Raw genomic sequence first — 17,660 nt, 5'->3', positions numbered from 1 at the left:
TATAGACTTATGCTTTCGCCATGATCGAAGCAGAGATTTTCCGCGCCCTTGCCGACCCAACGCGCCGCGCCGTCTTTGAGCAGCTCGCCGCTGGCGAGATGAGCGTCTCGGAACTGCGCAGCGGCATGACGGTGTCGCAGCCGGCCGTTTCGCAGCATCTGGCCGTGCTGCGCGGCGCCGGCCTGGTGGTCGAGCGGCGGGCCGGCCGCAACGCCTATTACAGCGCCGATCCGCAGGGGCTTGCCCCCTTGCTTTCCTGGATCGAACGCTACCGGTCGTTCTGGCCGGAGCGCATCGAAAGGCTGAAGGCGGTTTTGAAGGACATGGATCAATGAAGAACCTGGGATCAATGACAGAGCAAAGCCACGCGGACTCCGAGGCAGCACCTGATGCGATCGAGGATGCGATCGAGTTTGAGTGTGACCTGCCGGAACCGCCGGAAAAGGTGTGGCGGGCGCTGACCGTGCCGGAGCTGCTCGCCGCCTGGATGATGCCGAACGACATCAAGCCTGAGACAGGCAGCCGTTTTGCCTTTGCCGGGCTGGAGGCAGCGATCGAATGTGAAATCCTCGACGCCGAACCCGAACGGCTGTTGCGCTATTCCTGGCGAGAGCGGCCGCAACCAGGCGATGCCGCGCGGCAAGACCCGCTCGACAGCACCGTCACCTTCACGCTCGCCCGCACCGTCTCGGGCGGCACGCATCTGCGCATCGTCCATGGCGGCTTTGCCCGAACGGCGATGCCCGCCGTCGCCATGGCTGGCGCCGGCTGCCGACTTTCGCTCGGCGCAAACAGGCCGCGAAAGCCAATCGCCGCGAACACGCCTCGCCTTTTGCTGCGTGCGGCCTGAGCGAACAACAGCTACGGAGACAGACAATGAGTGGCCTTGCCAATCTGGTGCCGATGGTGATCGAGCAATCGAGCCGTGGCGAACGCGCCTTCGACATTTTCTCGCGGCTGCTGCGCGAGCGCATCGTCTTCATCAACGGTGAGATCAACGACGACATCTCGGCGCTGGTCTGCGCCCAGCTGCTGTCGCTGGAATCGGACAATCCCGACAAGGAGATCTCGCTCTACATCAACTCGCCCGGCGGCGTGGTGACCAGCGGCTTCGCCATCTACGACACCATGCAATACATCAGCTGCCCAGTGTCGACCGTTTGCATGGGGTTTGCCGCCTCGATGGCCTCGTTCCTGCTGATGGCCGGCACGCCGGGACGTCGCATCTCCCTGCCGAACGCCACCATTCTGCTGCACCAGCCGCTGGGCGGCTTCCAGGGCCAGGCCTCCGACATCCAGCGCCATGCCGAGCGCATCGGCCGGACAAAGCGGCAGATGGCCGAACTCTATGCGCAGCATTGCGGACGCACCTATGAAGAGGTCGAACGCACATTGGACCGCGACCACTTCATGACGGCCCGCGAGGCCCAGGCCTGGGGCATTGTCGACCACGTTTTCGATACGCGCAAACAGGCCGCGTGAGGCCAATGCATGTCGCCCAAAAGTGGCCTCGGTTTTGGGAGAACGTCATGCATAGAAACAGACACCTAATGCGCATCGCCTGAAATTAGTCGCGATGCGCTTTAGGCGAGATCGGATTCCTGCCTGCTGTCGAAGATTTGACGATGCCGGTCTGGTCCCATTGGCGGCACGTCACTATAACTTGGCGATGACCGACACGCATCCATCCAGAACATTGCACCGGGTCATCGCCGTTATCGCGGTCGCTGTTGCCGGCCTGATGAGCGGCACGGCCTTTGCCGACGACAGATCGCCGACGGCGCAGAAAGGCGCCCTGCCCGGCGTGACCGGCGACTATCGTATCGCGAAGCCGGCTCCCGAGCCCGAACCCGACGACGCATTCCCCAGCAACGGCAACGGCCAGTTCAAGATCGGCAACACGGATGTCAGGATTTCCGGCAGCATCACCGTTGATGTCGGCGCCGGCGCAATCAAGCCGCCACGTAATTGATACTGCGTGGCTGTGTACCGCGCCGCACATAAAAACAGCCCCGCCGTGCTTTGCGCAAACGGACGGGGCTTTTTTGGATCTCAAATCCAATTTTGCCGGGAGTGTACTGCCGGCGTTTGATTTCGGATGCCTCGCGGCGTTCAGCCGTCGATCCGACTAGCAGTCTCTGATTTTTGTGGGGTATGGCAGGTCACGGTTTGTCGGGTGGCGAAAACGCTAAACCCTGGCACTTATGCCTGCCTCGGCTCCAGTGACAACTGGAACCCGAGGGGACGATCCGGTGGCGTCATGGCTCCACTCCCTTGTCCGTTGCGACGTTGTCGTCCCGAAGCACAAATCGCGGATGCCTGCGGCGTCTCGCAGGCCGCCTCTGGCGGCGAGGCCATCGAAAGACGGCCGGCTTCGTTTGACTCCCGGAGACTGCGCCCCTGAGTCGGTGGCGTCAACCATCAATAGCCGGTTACCGAAAAATGTGATCGCAGGGAGGTTACGTCCACGTCAGTTTTTGCACAGCTTTGTCAGGAGCGTGTTCGGCCTTTGTTCTTTCCGCTTGCCCGTTCACGCGAAAGACGGTTAAACGCTTTTGTCGGGAATTGTGGCGTCTCTCGACGTGGCGGCAATAATACCTACATAGGGGATGGCCGGGAAAACCCGCCATTCCAGGAAATTCCAGATTCTGAGGCGGCGACCGGCGATGGCCGACCATAAATATCTTTCCATTCGCGGGGCGCGCGAACACAATCTGAAGAATGTCGATCTCGACCTGCCGCGTGACAGCCTGATCGTCATGACCGGCCTGTCTGGTTCCGGCAAATCGTCGCTTGCCTTCGACACCATCTATGCCGAAGGCCAGCGTCGCTACGTCGAAAGCCTGTCGGCTTATGCGCGGCAATTCCTCGAAATGATGCAGAAGCCGGACGTCGACCAGATCGACGGACTGTCGCCTGCCATTTCCATCGAGCAGAAGACGACCTCGAAGAATCCGCGTTCGACGGTCGGCACCGTCACCGAGATCTACGACTACATGCGGCTTCTGTTCGCGCGCGTCGGCATCCCCTATTCGCCGGCCACCGGCCTGCCGATCGAAAGCCAGACGGTCAGCCAAATGGTCGACCGTGTGCTGGCGGTCGAAGAAGGCACTCGCCTGTTCATCCTGGCGCCGATGGTGCGCGGCCGCAAAGGCGAATACCGCAAGGAATTGCTGGAGCTGCAGAAGAAGGGCTTTCAGCGCGTCAAGGTCGACGGTGTCTTCTATGAAATCGCCGAGGTGCCGGCGCTGGACAAGAAGTACAAGCATGACCTCGACGTCGTCGTCGACCGCATCGTCGTGCGCGGCGATCTCGCCACCCGGCTTGCCGACTCCATCGAGACGGCGCTGAAGCTCGCCGATGGACTGGCGGTGGCCGAGTTCGCCGACAAGCCGCTCGACGCCAGCCAGACCGGTGAGGATTCGGTCAACAAGTCGAAGAACGAGACGCATGAGCGCATCCTGTTCTCGGAAAAATTCGCGTGCCCGGTCTCGGGCTTCACCATTCCCGAGATCGAGCCGAGGCTGTTCTCGTTCAACAACCCGTTTGGCGCCTGCCCGACCTGCGACGGTCTCGGCAGCCAGCGCGCCATCGACGGCAATTTGATCGTGCCGGACGAAAACATCTCGCTACGCGACGGCGCCGTCAGCCCGTGGGCGAAATCGACCTCGCCCTATTACGCGCAGACGCTGGAAGCGTTGGGCAAGGCCTATGGCTTCAAGCTCGGCGACAAATTCAAGGACCTGACCGAAGAGGCAAAGGACGCCATCCTGCGCGGCACCGGCGAGCGCGAGATTACGTTCCAGTATGATGACGGGCTGCGCTCCTACAAGACCATTAAGACCTTTGAAGGCGTCATCCCCAATCTCGAGCGCCGCTGGAAGGAGACTGAATCCGCCTGGATGCGCGAGGAGATTGAGCGCTTCATGTCGGCCACGCCTTGCCCGGTCTGCAAGGGCTATCGGCTGAAGCCCGAGTCGCTGGCCGTGAAAATCGCGGGCAGGCACATCGGCGAAGTCACCGAGCTTTCCATCCGCAAGGCCGACCAGTGGTTCACCGACCTGCCGGCGTCGCTCAACGACAAGCAGAACGAGATCGCCGTGCGCGTGCTCAAGGAGATCCGCGAGCGGCTGCGCTTTCTCAACGATGTCGGGCTCGATTACCTGACGCTGTCGCGCAATTCCGGCACGCTGTCGGGCGGCGAGAGCCAGCGCATTCGGCTGGCCTCGCAGATCGGCTCCGGCCTCACCGGCGTGCTCTACGTGCTCGACGAGCCGTCGATCGGCCTGCACCAGCGCGACAATGCACGCCTGCTCGACACGCTGAAGCACCTGCGTGACATCGGCAACACGGTGATCGTCGTCGAGCATGACGAGGACGCCATCCTGCATGCCGACTATGTCGTCGACATGGGTCCGGCGGCCGGCATCCATGGCGGCGAGATCATCGCCCAGGGCACGCCGCAGCAGGTGATGGCCAATCCCAATTCGATCACCGGCAAATATCTGTCGGGCGCGCTCGAAGTGGCAACGCCCGGCGTGCGGCGCGAGGCGAAGAAGAACCGGCGGTTGAAGATCGTCGGCGCGCGTGGCAACAATCTGAAGAACGTCACCGCCGAAATTCCGCTCGGCACCTTCACCGCCGTCACCGGCGTGTCGGGCGGCGGCAAGTCGACCTTCCTGATCGAGACGCTGTTCAAGGCTGCCTCGCGCCGCATCATGGGTTCGCGCGAGCATCCGGCCGACCACGACCGCATCGAGGGTCTCGAATTCCTCGACAAGGTCATCGACATCGACCAGTCGCCGATCGGGCGCACACCGCGTTCCAACCCCGCCACCTACACCGGCGCCTTCACGCCGATCCGCGACTGGTTCGCCGGCCTGCCGGAGGCCAAGGCGCGCGGCTACCAGCCGGGACGTTTCTCCTTCAACGTCAAGGGCGGCCGCTGCGAGGCCTGCCAGGGCGACGGCGTCATCAAGATCGAGATGCACTTCTTGCCCGACGTCTACGTCACCTGCGACGTCTGCCACGGCAAGCGCTACAACCGCGAGACGCTCGACGTGCTGTTCAAGGGCAAGTCGATCGCCGATGTACTCGACATGACGGTCGAGGAAGGCGTCGATTTCTTCGCCGCCGTGCCCGGCGTGCGCGACAAGCTCGACACGCTGAAGCAGGTCGGCCTCGGCTACATCCATATCGGCCAGCAGGCGACGACGCTGTCGGGCGGCGAGGCGCAGCGCATCAAGCTGGCCAAGGAACTGTCGCGCAAGGCGACCGGCAAGACGCTCTACATCCTCGACGAGCCGACCACCGGCCTGCACTTCCACGACGTCGCCAAGCTGCTGGAAGTGCTGCATGAACTGGTCGACCAGGGCAACACGGTGGTGGTCATCGAGCACAATCTCGAGGTGATCAAGACCGCCGACTGGGTGCTCGATCTCGGCCCCGAAGGCGGCGACGGCGGCGGCGAACTGGTCGCCTCCGGCACGCCGGAAGCCATCGTGCGCGAGAAGCGCAGCTACACCGGCCAGTTCCTCAAGGAACTGCTGGAGCGGCGCCCCGGAGGCAAGCGCGAAGCGGCGGAGTGATGGCTAAAGCTGGTCTCGTCACGGTCCAGAGCCTTTTGGCGTGGCCGAAACCATCAATCGTCTGACGGAGGTGCTCATGCGCGCAGGACTGGTTGTGTTTGCACGCATTGGAAACGGCCTCGCTACGAAGGCCGAATGCCATGGCCAATGATGTTTTTCGATTCTATTCGGACGATCCGGAACTCGTTTTCGGCTACCTGCGAAAAGATTGGCGCGATGCCATAGTGCGTTGGGATGGCAGAAAGGTTGGCACGAGCAAAATCTGGTTGATGATCATCGTTCTTGATCAGGCGAACGCTGCTGCAGCTTTCCGAAACTGGCTCAACAAGTATGGAACCTCTGGTGATCTGCATGTCGCGCGACGGCCCCTCTCACCGATGGTTGTCGCCGGCACGATAGTCGTTCGAAGACATGTATTTGTTTGGCGACGGATCATCGGGTGGCTTCGACTCCGGGCCGCCATGGGGTCAGGAAAACTGCCATGAATCTCAGAGTCGCCAGCCCCGAAGATCTCGCCGCAATCGCTTCGCTGACGGAGGCCGCCTATGCGCCTTATACCGCACTGTTCGGCGCGCCGCCGATCCCGGTCACGGAGGATTACGCGCCGAGGGTCGAACGCGGCGAGGTCTGGCTGGTGGAGAGCGACAGTAAGTTAGCCGGGCTGATCGACATCGAATGGCATGACGACCACGCGATGATCTTCTCCGTCGCTGTCGCGCCAGAATTTCAGGGCAAGGGCTTTGGCGTCGCCCTGCTCAAACACGCCGATGAACAGACGCGGCTGTGGGGCCTGCCCGAGGTCAGGCTCTACACCAACGCCCGGATGGAGCGGAACATTGCGCTCTACACGGCCTATGGTTTTCGGGAAACGGGCCGCCGGCCCAATCCCTATCGGCCGGGATGGACGGTCGTCGACATGGCCAAGCCAGTGGCTGAGATCACGACGGCCTGATTTTTCTGAACTTGGGAGGATGACTATGAGCAAATCGGGAACAATCCGCTCCGGCATGGGCGGCTGGACGTTCGAACCCTGGGACACGTCCTTTTATCCCGAAAAGCTCTCCAAGGCCAAGCAACTGCAATACGCCAGCCGGCAGGTGCCGAGCATCGAGGTCAACGGCACCTATTATTCGAGCTTCAAGGAGCCGACCTTCGTCAAATGGGCCAGCGAGGCACCGGATGGTTTCGTCTATGCGCTGAAGGGCAACCGCTTCGTCACCAACCGGCGCGTGCTCGGCGAGGCCGGCGAATCGGTGACACGTTTCCTTGGCTCCGGCGTGGCCGCGCTTGGCGAAAAGCTCGGGCCGATCCTGTGGCAGTTCGCACCGACGAAAAAGTTCGATCCGGACGATTTCGAAGCCTTTCTGAAATTGCTGCCGGAAAAGCAGGACGGCGTTGCCCTGCGCCACGCGGTCGAGGTGCGCAACGAAAGTTTCATCGTGCCGGAATTCGCGGCGCTCGCGCGCAAATACAAGGTGGCAATCGTCTATGCCGACCATGCAAAGTATCCTGACATCGCCGACGTCACCGGCGATTTCATCTATGCGCGGCTGCAGACCGGCAGCGACGACAATGCCGACTGCTACACGCCCAAAGGCCTCGACGAATGGGCCGCGCGCGCCAGGACCTGGTCGGAGGGCAAGCAACCGGTCGACCTGCGGCGCGCGGACCCCAAGACGGACGCACCAGTCCAACCACGCGACGTGTTCGTCTACTTCATCACCGAGGGCAAGGTGCGCGCACCATTCGGAGCGATGGCGCTGATGAAGCGAGTGGCCGACTAAGAAGCTCCAGCACAAGACGTTTCACACGCTAGGCGCGTTTCATACGCGTTTTGAGCGTAGCAAAGTGTCCAATCGTGGCAATTTCGGCACCGTCGTAACCTTATCGATACCTCCTTGCTGCATGAATTCAGCCTAGCCAAGCCGCAGAGCTGGGATCGCCGCCGGCAAGGAACGAGGGGCATGTCGCTCGACTACACTTCACTTCTGCTGGCTGTCGGTTTTTCCGCCACTTGCCTGAGCCTGACACTGTTTGGGATGTGGCTGACCGCTCGCTCTGAGAAATTCCTGCTGACTTGGGCGATCAGCCTGCTGTTGGTGGTCGGCGACATTTTTGCTTATGACGCCTATATCGACATGCCCGGGCGTCTGCTTGGCATCGCGACGCTTGCCCTGCTCCTGCTTGGTTTTTCGGCCATGCTGGGCGCTGCCTACCAGTTCAGGACCGGCGGTTCGCCGATCCCGAGAACGATGTTTGGCAGCATTTCGCTGGCCGTTGCACTGCCTCCCATGGCGCTTGGCTATGATGGTCTCGGCTTCATGTTCGAGAACATGTTTGCCGCCTTGCTTCTGTTTGCAACGGCGCTCGAATACTGGAAAGGCCGCAACGAAGCCCCAGCGCTCACGATCGGCATCACCGCACTCTATTCGGCCACGGCCACGTCCTTCGCGCTCTGCGCCATGGTTCTCGCCTGGGACGGAAAGCTGATCCTTGGGCATGCGCCAAGCAATTGGGCCGAGGAGTTGAGCCTCATCATCGTGATCGCCAGCATGACCGGCATCGGTGCGTTGTCACTGGCGCTCAATCAGGGGCGTCTGGCCAGGCATCACCGCCACAACGCCCTTACCGATCCCTTGACCGGCCTGCTCAACCGCCGCGCCCTGTTCGACATGCATGGCAATGCACCGGTCGGCGCTTTCACCGCTGTGGTCGTCTTCGACCTCGACGGCTTCAAGGCCATCAACGACGAATTCGGTCACGCCGCGGGCGATGAAGTGCTGAGGGTATTCGCCAGGGAACTGGCCGGCAATCTTCGCCCGGCCGACGTCGCCGCACGCATGGGCGGCGAGGAATTCGCGCTGGTGCTGAAGCGGACCTTGCCGGAAACGGTTGAGGCCACCGCCGAGGCCATACGGGCTGCCTTCGCCGCGTGCCGCGTCGAAACCGAGACGGGTTCCCTGACATGCACGGTCAGTGCCGGATTTGCTTTCGGCACCAAGGAGGGCCTCAGCTTCGACAAGGTGCTCAGCGCCGCCGACAAGGCGCTCTACGCCGCCAAGCGCGGCGGCCGCAACCGCGTCACCGCCTCGGCATTCCGGCGGGCGAGCTGACCACTACGATTGTTGGAACGGGCGAACGCGGCTTCTATGCCGCCATGACGATTTCGTTGAAAGCATCGAGGTCGACATAGAAGACCTTGGTGATTTCCTCGATCAGTTCGTCTCGGCCGTATCCCTGGGATCTCAATATGTTGATGGCGGTGATGATATCGACGCGCTCGGTAAGCCGCCGTTTCTGGTAGTCCTCGACGTAACGTTCCATGGCTGTCCCTTAGCCTGTGTGCCCAAACGTGTTGAACGACAATCAGATCGCAGGAGGGAAGCTAGGAATGCTTGCTTGCGTGGAACTTGCCCGGCCTTCGCCGCGTCCCTCGATCTGCGATAAAATCAGACTGATACGGAAACGGCCGACTCACAGAAAGCCAAGAAAAAGACTAGCACGCAGCCGCCGGCGCGCCAGAGACACGGATGACTGGATCGAAGAAATATTGTACTTGCGAAAGACTTCGGACCGTCAGCTGAAGTCAAGTACTGATTCTAGTGCATGTCGCCCAAAAGTGCGCACCGGTTTTGCGACAACGACATGCACAAAAACAAAAATCTAAAGCGCGTCGTTTGAATCCGTTTGGATGCGACGCGCTTAGAGCAATTCCAGGAAAAGTGTGAAACAGTTTTCCGTCTGGAATTGCGTCAAGACAAAGAGTCTACACGGTCAGGAATTTGCGGACATCGGCCCGGTCGAGATCTTCCGCCGGGCCGGTATGGACGATCAGGCCGCGGTCCATGATGTTGACCTCGTCGGCAAGCTCGCGGCAGAAATCGAGATATTGTTCGACCAAAAGCACGGCGATGCCTGCCTGGTCGCGCAGATAACGGATGGCGCGGCCGATATCCTTGATGATCGACGGCTGGATGCCTTCGGTGGGTTCGTCGAGCACCAAGAGCTTCGGCCGCATCACCAGCGCCCTGCCGATGGCGAGCTGCTGCTGCTGCTGGCCGCCGGACAGGTCACCGCCACGACGGCCGAGCATCTGCTTGAGCACCGGAAACAGCTCGAAAACATGGGCGGGCACGTTGCGGTCGACGCGCTTCAGTGGCGCAAATCCCGATTCGAGGTTCTCCCGCACCGTGAGCAGCGGAAAGATCTCCCTGCCCTGCGGTACGAATGCGATGCCCGACCGGGCGCGGTCATACGCCGCGCTCCGGTCGAGCGCCTTCCCCTCGAAGGCAACGCTTCCGCTCGTCAGCCGGTGATGGCCGACGATCGATCTCATCAAACTGGTCTTGCCGACGCCGTTGCGGCCGAGCACGCAGGTGATCTTGCCGGCGCCGGCCTTCAGCGACACACCGCGCAGCGCCTGGGCGGCGCCGTAGTGGAGCGTGGCGTTCGAAACTTCGAGCATGTCAGCGCCTTCTCCAGAACCTGAGGAAGGACAGATCGAAGCGATGGAATTGAACGCGCCAGACCATGCTCATCTCCCCAGATAGACTTCGACGACCCGTTCGTCGGCCGACACGAAGTCGAGCGTGCCTTCGGAGAGCACCGAGCCCTCATGCAGGCAGGTGACCTTGACGCCGAGCTCGCGCACGAAATGCATGTCGTGCTCGACGACGATGACCGAATGGTCGCGCGCAATCTCCTTGAGCAGCCGCGCGGTTTCCTCGGTCTCGGCATCGGTCATGCCGGCAACTGGCTCATCGACCAGCAGCAGCTTCGGGTCCTGGGCGAGCAGCATGCCGATCTCCAGCCACTGCTTCTGTCCATGGCTCAAATTCGCCGCCAGTTGGTCGCGTTTGTCGCCAAGCCGGATGATGCCGAGAATGTCGTCGATCTGCCGCGCTTCGGCGGCCGAGCGACGATGGAACAGCGCCGGGAAGATCGAGCGCGGCCCCTTCAGAGCCAGCATCAGATTTTCCTCGATCGTGTGGCTTTCGAAGACGGTCGGCTTCTGGAATTTGCGGCCGATGCCCATCATGGCGATCTCGGCTTCATCATGCTTGGTCAGATCGACCTGGCCGTCGAAGAAGACCTCGCCCTCGTCGGGCCGCGTCTTGCCAGTGACGATGTCCATCATCGTCGTCTTGCCGGCGCCATTGGGACCGATGATGGCCCGCATCTCGCCCTTGTCGAGCACCAGCGACAGGTTGTTGATGGCGCGAAAACCGTCGAAGGAAACCGAGACGCCGTCGAGATAGAGGATCGTGTGCGACTTGCTCATGGCCGCTCACTCCGCCGGCTGTGGTTCGGGGCTGGACGGGGACCAGTCGCCCGGCGGTGTCGCCGCGCTGCGAACGATCTTCTGCGGCAGCGGCAGATCAGGATCGGTGCCGGCTTCCTCGGCAATCGAGGCCGCACGCAACGCCCTGGCGTTGCCGCGCCAGGAATCCCACATGCCGACGATGCCCTTGGGCAGCAAAAGCGTGACGGCGACGAACAGGCCGCCTAGCGCAAACAGCCAGAATTCCGGCAACACGCCGGTGAACCAGGACTTTCCCGCATTTACCAGCAGCGCGCCGATGATCGGGCCAACGATGGTGCCGCGCCCGCCGACGGCCGCCCAGATCACCACCTCGATCGAATTGGACGGTTCGAATTCGCCCGGATTGATGATGCCGACCTGCGGCACGTAAAGTGCGCCGGCAATGCCGGCCATGACCGCCGAGACGGTGAAGGCGAACAGTTTTACATTTTCCGCCCGCCAGCCGAGGAAGCGGGTGCGGCTCTCGGCGTCGCGCACCGCCATCAAGAGCTTGCCGTATTTGGAACCGACGATCGCCCAGGTGACGAACACGGCGAGCGCGAGCGTCACCGCGCTGGCGGCGAACAGCGCCGAACGGGTTGCATCAGCCTGCACGTTGAAGCCGAGAATATCCTTGAAATCGGTCAGGCCGTTGTTGCCGCCAAATCCCATGTCGTTGCGGAAGAAGGCGAGCAGCAGCGCATAGGTCATCGCCTGGGTGATGATGGAGAGATAGACGCCTGTGACACGGCTGCGGAAGGCGAACCAGCCGAAGACGAAGGCGAGCAGGCCGGGCACCGCGAGCACCATCAGGCCGGCGAACCAGAAATGGTCGAAACCATACCAGAACCAGGGCAATTCCTTGTAGTTCAGGAACACCATGAAGTCCGGCAGGATGGGGTTGCCATAGACGCCGCGCGAGCCGATCTGGCGCATCAGATACATGCCCATCGCATAGCCGCCGAGCGCGAAGAAGGCGCCGTGGCCGAGCGAAAGGATGCCGCAATAGCCCCAGACAAGGTCGAGAGCGAGCGCAAGCAGCGCATAGCAGAGATACTTGCCGGTCAGCGCCACGATGTAGGACGGCACGTAGAATGCACTGGTCGGCGACACAGCCAGGTTGAGCAGCGGCACGATGATGGCCACCGCCAGCAGGATGAGAATCGTGATGGCGATGCGGCGGTCCGCGCCCGCGGCGAAGAATCGTCCGGTGATCATGCTTCCACCGCCCTGCCCTTGAGCGCGAACAGGCCGCGCGGGCGCTTCTGGATGAACAGGATGATCAGCACCAGCACGACGATCTTGCCGAGCACGGCGCCGGCGTAGGGTTCGAGGAACTTGTTGACGATGCCGAGCGAGAAGGCGCCGACCAGCGTGCCCCACAGATTGCCGACACCGCCGAAGACGACGACCATGAAACTGTCGATGATGTAGCCGCGGCCGAGATTGGGCGAGACATTGTCGATCTGGCTGAGCGCGACACCGGCGATACCGGCAATGCCGGAACCCAGCGCAAAGGTCAGCGCGTCGACCCACGGCGTCCTGATGCCCATCGAGGCGGCCATGCGCCGGTTGGCGGTGACGGCGCGCATCTGCAGCCCCCAGGACGTGCGCTTCATCACATAGAGCAGCACGGCGAAGACGGTGAGTGCGAAAACCAGGATCCACAGACGGTTCCAGGTGATTGCGAGCTGACCGATATTGAACGAGCCCGACATCCAGGAGGGATTGCCCACTTCCTGGTTGGTTGGCCCGAAGATGCTGCGCACGGCCTGCTGCAGGATCAGCGAGACACCCCATGTCGCCAGCAATGTCTCCAGCGGCCGCCCATAAAGGAAGCGGATGACGCCGCGCTCGATGGCAAGACCGACGAGTGCTGCAACGAGAAAGGCGAGCGGCAGCGCAATCACCAGCGACCAGTCGAACAGGCCGGGAAAGGATGTGCGGATCACCTGCTGGACGACGAAGGTCGTGTAGGCGCCGAGCATGACCATCTCGCCATGCGCCATGTTGATGACGCCCATGACGCCGAAGGTGATGGCAAGCCCGATCGCCGCCAGCAGCAACACCGATCCCAGCGAAATGCCGTACCAGATGTTCTGGCCGGCATCCCAGAATGCCAGCGTCGAATTGATGTTGGCAATTGCAGCCTTCGCCGCGTCCTTGACCGCACCCAAGGCGTTCGCTTCGACCGAGGTCAGCAGAGAAACCGCATCGCGGTCGCCCCGTGCGCCGATCAGAGCGATTGCGGCAAGCTTGTCGGCATCAGGCCGATCCGAGACCAAAACAGAAGCGGCGCGGGCCTGTCCGAGCAGAGCCTTGACGCTGGCCACCGTCTCACTGGCGATCGCGGTGTCGAGCGGCCCGATGTTTGCGGCATCGGGTGTCTTGAACATGGTGTCGGCGGCGGCGATGCGCACGGCCGCATCCTTGGCGCCAAGCGTCAGTGTTCCCAGCGCATCGCGGATGGCGCGGCGCAGCGTGTTGTTGACCTTGATCTTGGTGATGTCGTCCTTGGCCGCTTCGCCCGATGCTTCGCCACTCAGCGGATCGAACAGTTGGACGCTTTCGCCCACTTCCTTGCCGACGAAGACCAGGGAATCGGTCTTGCGGATATAGAGGTTGCCGTCGGCGAGTGCCGCAAGTGGCCGTTCGACAGCCGGATCACCTGTAGCCGCCAGCTCGTGAACGACAGCCCCCGTCTCCGAAAAGCCCTTGGCTGTCGCGAATTTGGCGATGATGGTGCGCAGTTCGGCTTCGCCAGCACCCGACGACGACAAAGTCGCCAGCAGGAACAACAGCGTAAGGCCAACAGCGCGGAACAGGTTCATCGGCTTCAGGCGACCCTTGAAGGTTGAATTGGGCGTCCGGACGGCGGAGGAAACCGTCCGGACGCTGGCGGTCTTAGGTCATGGACTTAACGGTCCAGACCTGGTCAGACCCGGGAGGATCAGTTTGTGCCCTTGCCGCCGCATTTGCCGGTGGCAACATTGAAGTTGCCGCACGACAGAGGCGCGCGCCAATCGGAGATCAGGTCCTTGGAGTCAGGCAGGTAGTCGGACCATTCGTCGCCCATCACCAAGCCCGGCGTGCGCGAAACCGTCTCGAACTGACCATCGGCCTGGATTTCGCCGATCAGCACCGGCTTAGTGATGTGATGGTTCGGCATCATCGTCGAATAGCCGCCCGTCAGGTTGGGCACCGAAACGCCGATCATGGCGTCGATGACCTTGTCCGGATCGGTGGTGCCGGCTTTCTCGACCGCCTTCACCCACATATTGAAGCCGATGTAATGGGCTTCCATCGGGTCGTTGGTGGTGCGCTTGTCGTTCTTGATGAACTTGTGCCAGTCGGCGATGAACTTCTTGTTCTCGGGCGTATCGACGCTTTCGAAATAGTTCCAGGCGGCGAGATGGCCGACCAGCGGCGCGGTGTCGAGACCCGCAAGCTCTTCCTCGCCGACCGAGAAGGCCATGACCGGAATGTCCTCGGCCTTGATGCCCTGGTTGCCGAGTTCCTTGTAGAACGGCACGTTGGCATCGCCGTTGACCGTCGACACGACGGCGGTCTTCTTGCCGGCCGAACCGAATTTCTTGATTGCGGAAACTTCGGTCTGCCAGTCGGAGAAGCCGAACGGCGTGTAGTTGACCATGATGTCTTCCGCCGCGACGCCCTTGGCCTTCAGATAGGCCTCGAGGATCTTGTTGGTGGTGCGCGGATAGACGTAGTCGGTGCCTTCGAGCACCCAGCGCTTCACCGAACCGCCGTCCTCGCTCATCAGATAGTCGACGGCCGGAATGGCCTGCTGGTTTGGCGCGGCACCCGTGTAGAACACGTTGCGCTCGCTTTCCTCGCCCTCGTACTGGACCGGGTAGAACAGGATATTGTCGAGCTCGGAGAATACCGGCAGCACCGACTTGCGCGACACCGAGGTCCAGCAACCGAATACCGCGGCGACCTTGTCCTTGGAGATCAGCTCGCGCGCCTTCTCGGCGAACAGCGGCCAGTTGGAAGCCGGATCGACGACCACGGCTTCGAGCTTCTTGCCGAGCAGGCCGCCCTTGGCATTCTGCTCGTCGATGAGCATCAGCATGGCGTCCTTCAGCGTCGTCTCCGAAATCGCCATGGTCCCCGACAGCGAATGGAGAATGCCGACCTTGATCGTGTCGTCAGCCGCCCTGGCGGGTGCGGACATCAACAGGCCGGCGGCAACGACGCTGGCCGAAAACATTTTTGTTATTGTCGAGAAATTACCCCTCATGCCTAACACTCCCAGGCTGGTTGATTGCACCGCAACACTACGATGCAACCCCCATGCCAATCGCCGGGGAGTTGCCGACCAAGAGACGATAGCTCAATATTATCAGCCGTTTGATATATTAGCCTTATGGAAACAAAGAGGATCGGTTAAAAATTGATTGAGAGAAATTTGCGCAACGCACAAGGGTTTTGCCTAATTTTCGCCCAAATTCGCAAAATGCCTAGTTTTTGACCTTAGCCGGCGGATCGCGGACGACAAATGTTGCGGCTCAGCGCAAAAATAGGGCAAGGTCGCGGCTCAAAAGAGTGGCGTCATGGCATCCGGCATTTCACGCATTTCCATCGGCATATTGCTTCTGGCGGCAGCGACCGGCACAGCACGAGCCGATTTCAGCGACGGCAAGATGCCCGACGGCGTCTACCACTGCGAAGTGTACCTGCTTGGCATGTTTCTCAACCTCGGCGACATCACCATCAAGGCAAATGTCTACAGCGGCCCGATCACCTTCGGGACGGCCCAGCAGGGCTACAATTATCAGATGGATGCAAACGGCGTGATCTCCTGGCTGGGGCCGCTCGGCGGCTATACCGCCGGCGGCAACTCGCTGTCGCTGACCCAGGCAACGCTGGACGGCGAAACCGCGCCCTCCTTCGACATCATCATGAAGCAACCCGACGGCGCCTTCACCGCCTCGACCTGCACAAAGGGAGCCAGCCAGTAGGCCAATCCCGGGCAACGGCCGCCACTCGGCGGCCTGCCTGTTGTTGCCGCAAGAGCGGGCAGCCGGTCGGCACCTGATCATTCTGGTCCCACAAAAAGGCGGAACGCGTAACGCGTTCCGCCTGACGGTCCGGGAGGACTGAAGCTGGGCACCGCCCCGATGCCCGGGACGGTGTCTTGGCGGCTCAGATCGTCTTGGCCGACATTTGCGCAGCGATGTAGTCGGCCTGGCGGATCGCCAGCGACACGATCGTCAGGGTCGGGTTTTCCGCGGCACCCGTCGTGAACTGGCTGCCGTCCGACACGAACAGGTTCTTGATGTCGTGCGTCTGGCCGTGCTTGTTGACGGCGCCGTCGGCCGCCTTCTCGCTCATCCGGTTGGTGCCGAGATTGTGGGTCGACGGATAGGGCGGCGTCGGGAAGGTGCGCGTGGCGCCGACCGCCGCGTAAAGCGCCGAGGCCTGCTTGTAGGCATGGTTGCGCATCGCGGTGTCGTTCGGATGATCGTCGAAATGCACGTCGGCGATCGGCATGCCGTGCTCGTCCTTCATGTCGGTATGCAGCGTGATGCGGTTCTCCGCTCGCGGCATGTCCTCGCCGACGATCCACAGACCGGCCATATGGTCGTAGTGGTCGAGCGCCGTCGTGAAAGAACGGCCCCAGGCCCCTGGATCGAGGAAGGCCGCCATGAACGGCAGGCCCAGCGACAGCGTCTCGAACTCGTAGCCACCGACGAAACCGCGTGACGGATCATGGCGCGCCTCGTCGCGGATGATCCCGGCCATGGTGGTGCCGCGATACATGTGCACCGGCTTGTCGAAGATCGCATAGACGGAGCCCGTGGTGTGCCGCATGTAGTTCTTGCCCACCTGCCCCGACGAGTTGGCAAGGCCGTCGGGGAATTTGCCAGATGCCGAATTGAGCAGCAGCCGCGGGCTTTCGATCGAGTTGCCGGCGACGGCGACGATGCGGGCCTTCTGTTCCTGCAGCTTGCCGTCCTTGTCGGCGTAGACGACGCCGGTCACCTTGCCCGAGGCGTCATGGTTGATCTTGATCGCCATGGCGTTCGGCCTGACCTCGAGATGGCCTGTCGCCTCGCCCTTCGGGATCTCGGTGTAGAGCGTCGACCATTTGGCGCCCCATTTGCAGCCCTGGAAGCAGAAGCCGGTTTGCTGGCAGGACATGCGGTCGTCGCGCTCGACCGAGTTGATCGCCATGTTGCCGGTATGGCATTCCTTGTAGCCGAGCTTGTCGGCGCCGGCCTTCAACACCTTGAAATTGTTGTTGCCCGGCAATCTCGGCCAGTCATTGGTGCCGGTGACGCCCATCTTGGCTTCGGCCTTGGCATAGTAGGGCTCCATCTCGGCCAGCGTGATCGGCCAGTCAAGTAGATTAGCGCCTTCCAGTTTGCCGTAGGTCGAAAGCGTCTTGAACTCGTGTTCCTGGAAACGCAGCGACGCTCCGGCCCAGTGGGTTGTCGAGCCGCCGACCGACTTGACGATCCAGGCCGGAAGATTCGGAAAATCCTTGGCCACACGCCAGTCGCCGGATGTGGTGCGCTTGTCCTTCCAGGCGAGTTGGGTGAACGAATCCCACTCGTCGTTGACAAAATCCTCATATTCGTGACGCGCGCCGGCTTCCAGGATGACGACGTCGACCCCCTTCTGGGCAAGTTCGTTGCCGAGCGTGCCGCCGCCGGCGCCCGAGCCGATGATGACGACCACGCCGTCGTTTTTCAAATCAAATGCTGCAGCCATGGTTTCCTCCCATGATTTTCTGTTTGCGGGTT

At 61.8% G+C, this 17,660-nt stretch carries 17 protein-coding genes; 10 read left to right on the top strand and 7 right to left on the bottom strand.

The genetic code is table 11. From position 1 onward, the window contains the following. Nucleotides 1-20: 20 nt before the first annotated feature. The 9 genes from ACFSOZ_RS30485 (at nt 21) to ACFSOZ_RS30445 (ending at nt 8,701) form a co-directional block, all read left to right on the top strand. Entirely contained in the window at nt 21-335 is a 315-nt protein-coding gene (locus ACFSOZ_RS30485; RefSeq protein ID WP_379104223.1) for an ArsR/SmtB family transcription factor, read from the top strand. 14 nt (nt 336-349) lie between these two features. Further along, nucleotides 350-850 (top strand): SRPBCC family protein, encoded by a 501-nt coding sequence (locus tag ACFSOZ_RS30480; RefSeq protein WP_379104221.1) that lies wholly within the window; start codon nt 350-352, stop codon nt 848-850. A gap of 26 nt (nt 851-876) precedes the next feature. Then, the gene (locus ACFSOZ_RS30475) at nt 877-1,482 is read left to right on the top strand and encodes an ATP-dependent Clp protease proteolytic subunit (protein WP_379104220.1); all 606 of its coding nucleotides are present in this window, start codon (nt 877-879) and stop codon (nt 1,480-1,482) included. A gap of 187 nt (nt 1,483-1,669) precedes the next feature. Further along, a complete protein-coding gene (locus tag ACFSOZ_RS30470) occupies nt 1,670-1,972 on the top strand; it encodes a hypothetical protein (RefSeq protein ID WP_379104218.1) in 303 nt (100 codons plus the stop codon). A 694-nt stretch (nt 1,973-2,666) separates the two neighbouring features. Beyond that, entirely contained in the window at nt 2,667-5,588 is a 2,922-nt protein-coding gene (uvrA, locus tag ACFSOZ_RS30465) for an excinuclease ABC subunit UvrA (protein ID WP_379104216.1), read from the top strand. Nucleotides 5,589-5,728: 140 nt separating this feature from the next. Then, on the top strand, nt 5,729-6,073 hold the full coding sequence (locus ACFSOZ_RS30460; protein WP_379104214.1) for a hypothetical protein: 345 nt from the start codon (nt 5,729-5,731) through the stop codon (nt 6,071-6,073). Next, entirely contained in the window at nt 6,070-6,540 is a 471-nt protein-coding gene (locus ACFSOZ_RS30455; protein ID WP_379104212.1) for a GNAT family N-acetyltransferase, read from the top strand. The genes ACFSOZ_RS30460 and ACFSOZ_RS30455 overlap by 4 nt, the downstream gene beginning before the upstream one ends. Before the next feature lie 25 nt (nt 6,541-6,565). Further along, nucleotides 6,566-7,372 (top strand): DUF72 domain-containing protein, encoded by an 807-nt coding sequence (locus tag ACFSOZ_RS30450; protein ID WP_379104210.1) that lies wholly within the window; start codon nt 6,566-6,568, stop codon nt 7,370-7,372. A 180-nt stretch (nt 7,373-7,552) separates the two neighbouring features. Continuing rightward, entirely contained in the window at nt 7,553-8,701 is a 1,149-nt protein-coding gene (locus tag ACFSOZ_RS30445) for a GGDEF domain-containing protein (RefSeq protein ID WP_379104209.1), read from the top strand. A gap of 34 nt (nt 8,702-8,735) precedes the next feature. On the opposite strand, the gene ACFSOZ_RS30440 is transcribed toward ACFSOZ_RS30445, so the two are convergent. The 6 genes from ACFSOZ_RS30440 to urtA form a co-directional block, all read right to left on the bottom strand. Beyond that, entirely contained in the window at nt 8,736-8,912 is a 177-nt protein-coding gene (locus ACFSOZ_RS30440; RefSeq protein ID WP_379104207.1) for a hypothetical protein, read from the bottom strand. Between the two features lie 442 nt (nt 8,913-9,354). Further along, nucleotides 9,355-10,053, bottom strand: a complete 699-nt coding sequence (gene urtE / locus ACFSOZ_RS30435; RefSeq protein WP_379104205.1) for an urea ABC transporter ATP-binding subunit UrtE — start codon at nt 10,051-10,053, stop codon at nt 9,355-9,357. A 69-nt stretch (nt 10,054-10,122) separates the two neighbouring features. Next, nucleotides 10,123-10,869, bottom strand: coding sequence for an urea ABC transporter ATP-binding protein UrtD (gene urtD, locus ACFSOZ_RS30430; RefSeq protein ID WP_379104203.1), 747 nt, complete (start codon nt 10,867-10,869; stop codon nt 10,123-10,125). Between the two features lie 6 nt (nt 10,870-10,875). Next, nucleotides 10,876-12,108, bottom strand: a complete 1,233-nt coding sequence (gene urtC / locus ACFSOZ_RS30425) for an urea ABC transporter permease subunit UrtC (protein ID WP_379104201.1) — start codon at nt 12,106-12,108, stop codon at nt 10,876-10,878. After that, a complete protein-coding gene (gene urtB, locus ACFSOZ_RS30420) occupies nt 12,105-13,721 on the bottom strand; it encodes an urea ABC transporter permease subunit UrtB (RefSeq protein ID WP_379104199.1) in 1,617 nt (538 codons plus the stop codon). The genes urtC and urtB overlap by 4 nt, the downstream gene beginning before the upstream one ends. 119 nt (nt 13,722-13,840) lie before the next feature. Continuing rightward, on the bottom strand, nt 13,841-15,151 hold the full coding sequence (urtA, locus tag ACFSOZ_RS30415) for an urea ABC transporter substrate-binding protein (RefSeq protein WP_184874024.1): 1,311 nt from the start codon (nt 15,149-15,151) through the stop codon (nt 13,841-13,843). Nucleotides 15,152-15,464: 313 nt separating this feature from the next. Here urtA and ACFSOZ_RS30410 point away from each other — a divergent pair, with 313 nt between their 5' ends. Next, complete coding sequence (locus ACFSOZ_RS30410; protein WP_379104197.1) at nt 15,465-15,872, top strand: hypothetical protein; 408 nt, start codon at nt 15,465-15,467, stop codon at nt 15,870-15,872. A gap of 184 nt (nt 15,873-16,056) precedes the next feature. Here the strand turns inward: ACFSOZ_RS30410 and ACFSOZ_RS30405 are convergent, their stop codons facing one another. Next, the gene (locus ACFSOZ_RS30405; protein ID WP_379104195.1) at nt 16,057-17,628 is read right to left on the bottom strand and encodes a GMC family oxidoreductase; all 1,572 of its coding nucleotides are present in this window, start codon (nt 17,626-17,628) and stop codon (nt 16,057-16,059) included. Nucleotides 17,629-17,660: the final 32 nt, after the last annotated feature.

Origin of the sequence: Mesorhizobium newzealandense (assembly GCF_042682145.1) — a bacterium.
Taxonomy (GTDB): Bacteria; Pseudomonadota; Alphaproteobacteria; order Rhizobiales; family Rhizobiaceae; genus Mesorhizobium; species Mesorhizobium newzealandense.
This window is presented reverse-complemented; position numbering and strand designations above follow the sequence as displayed.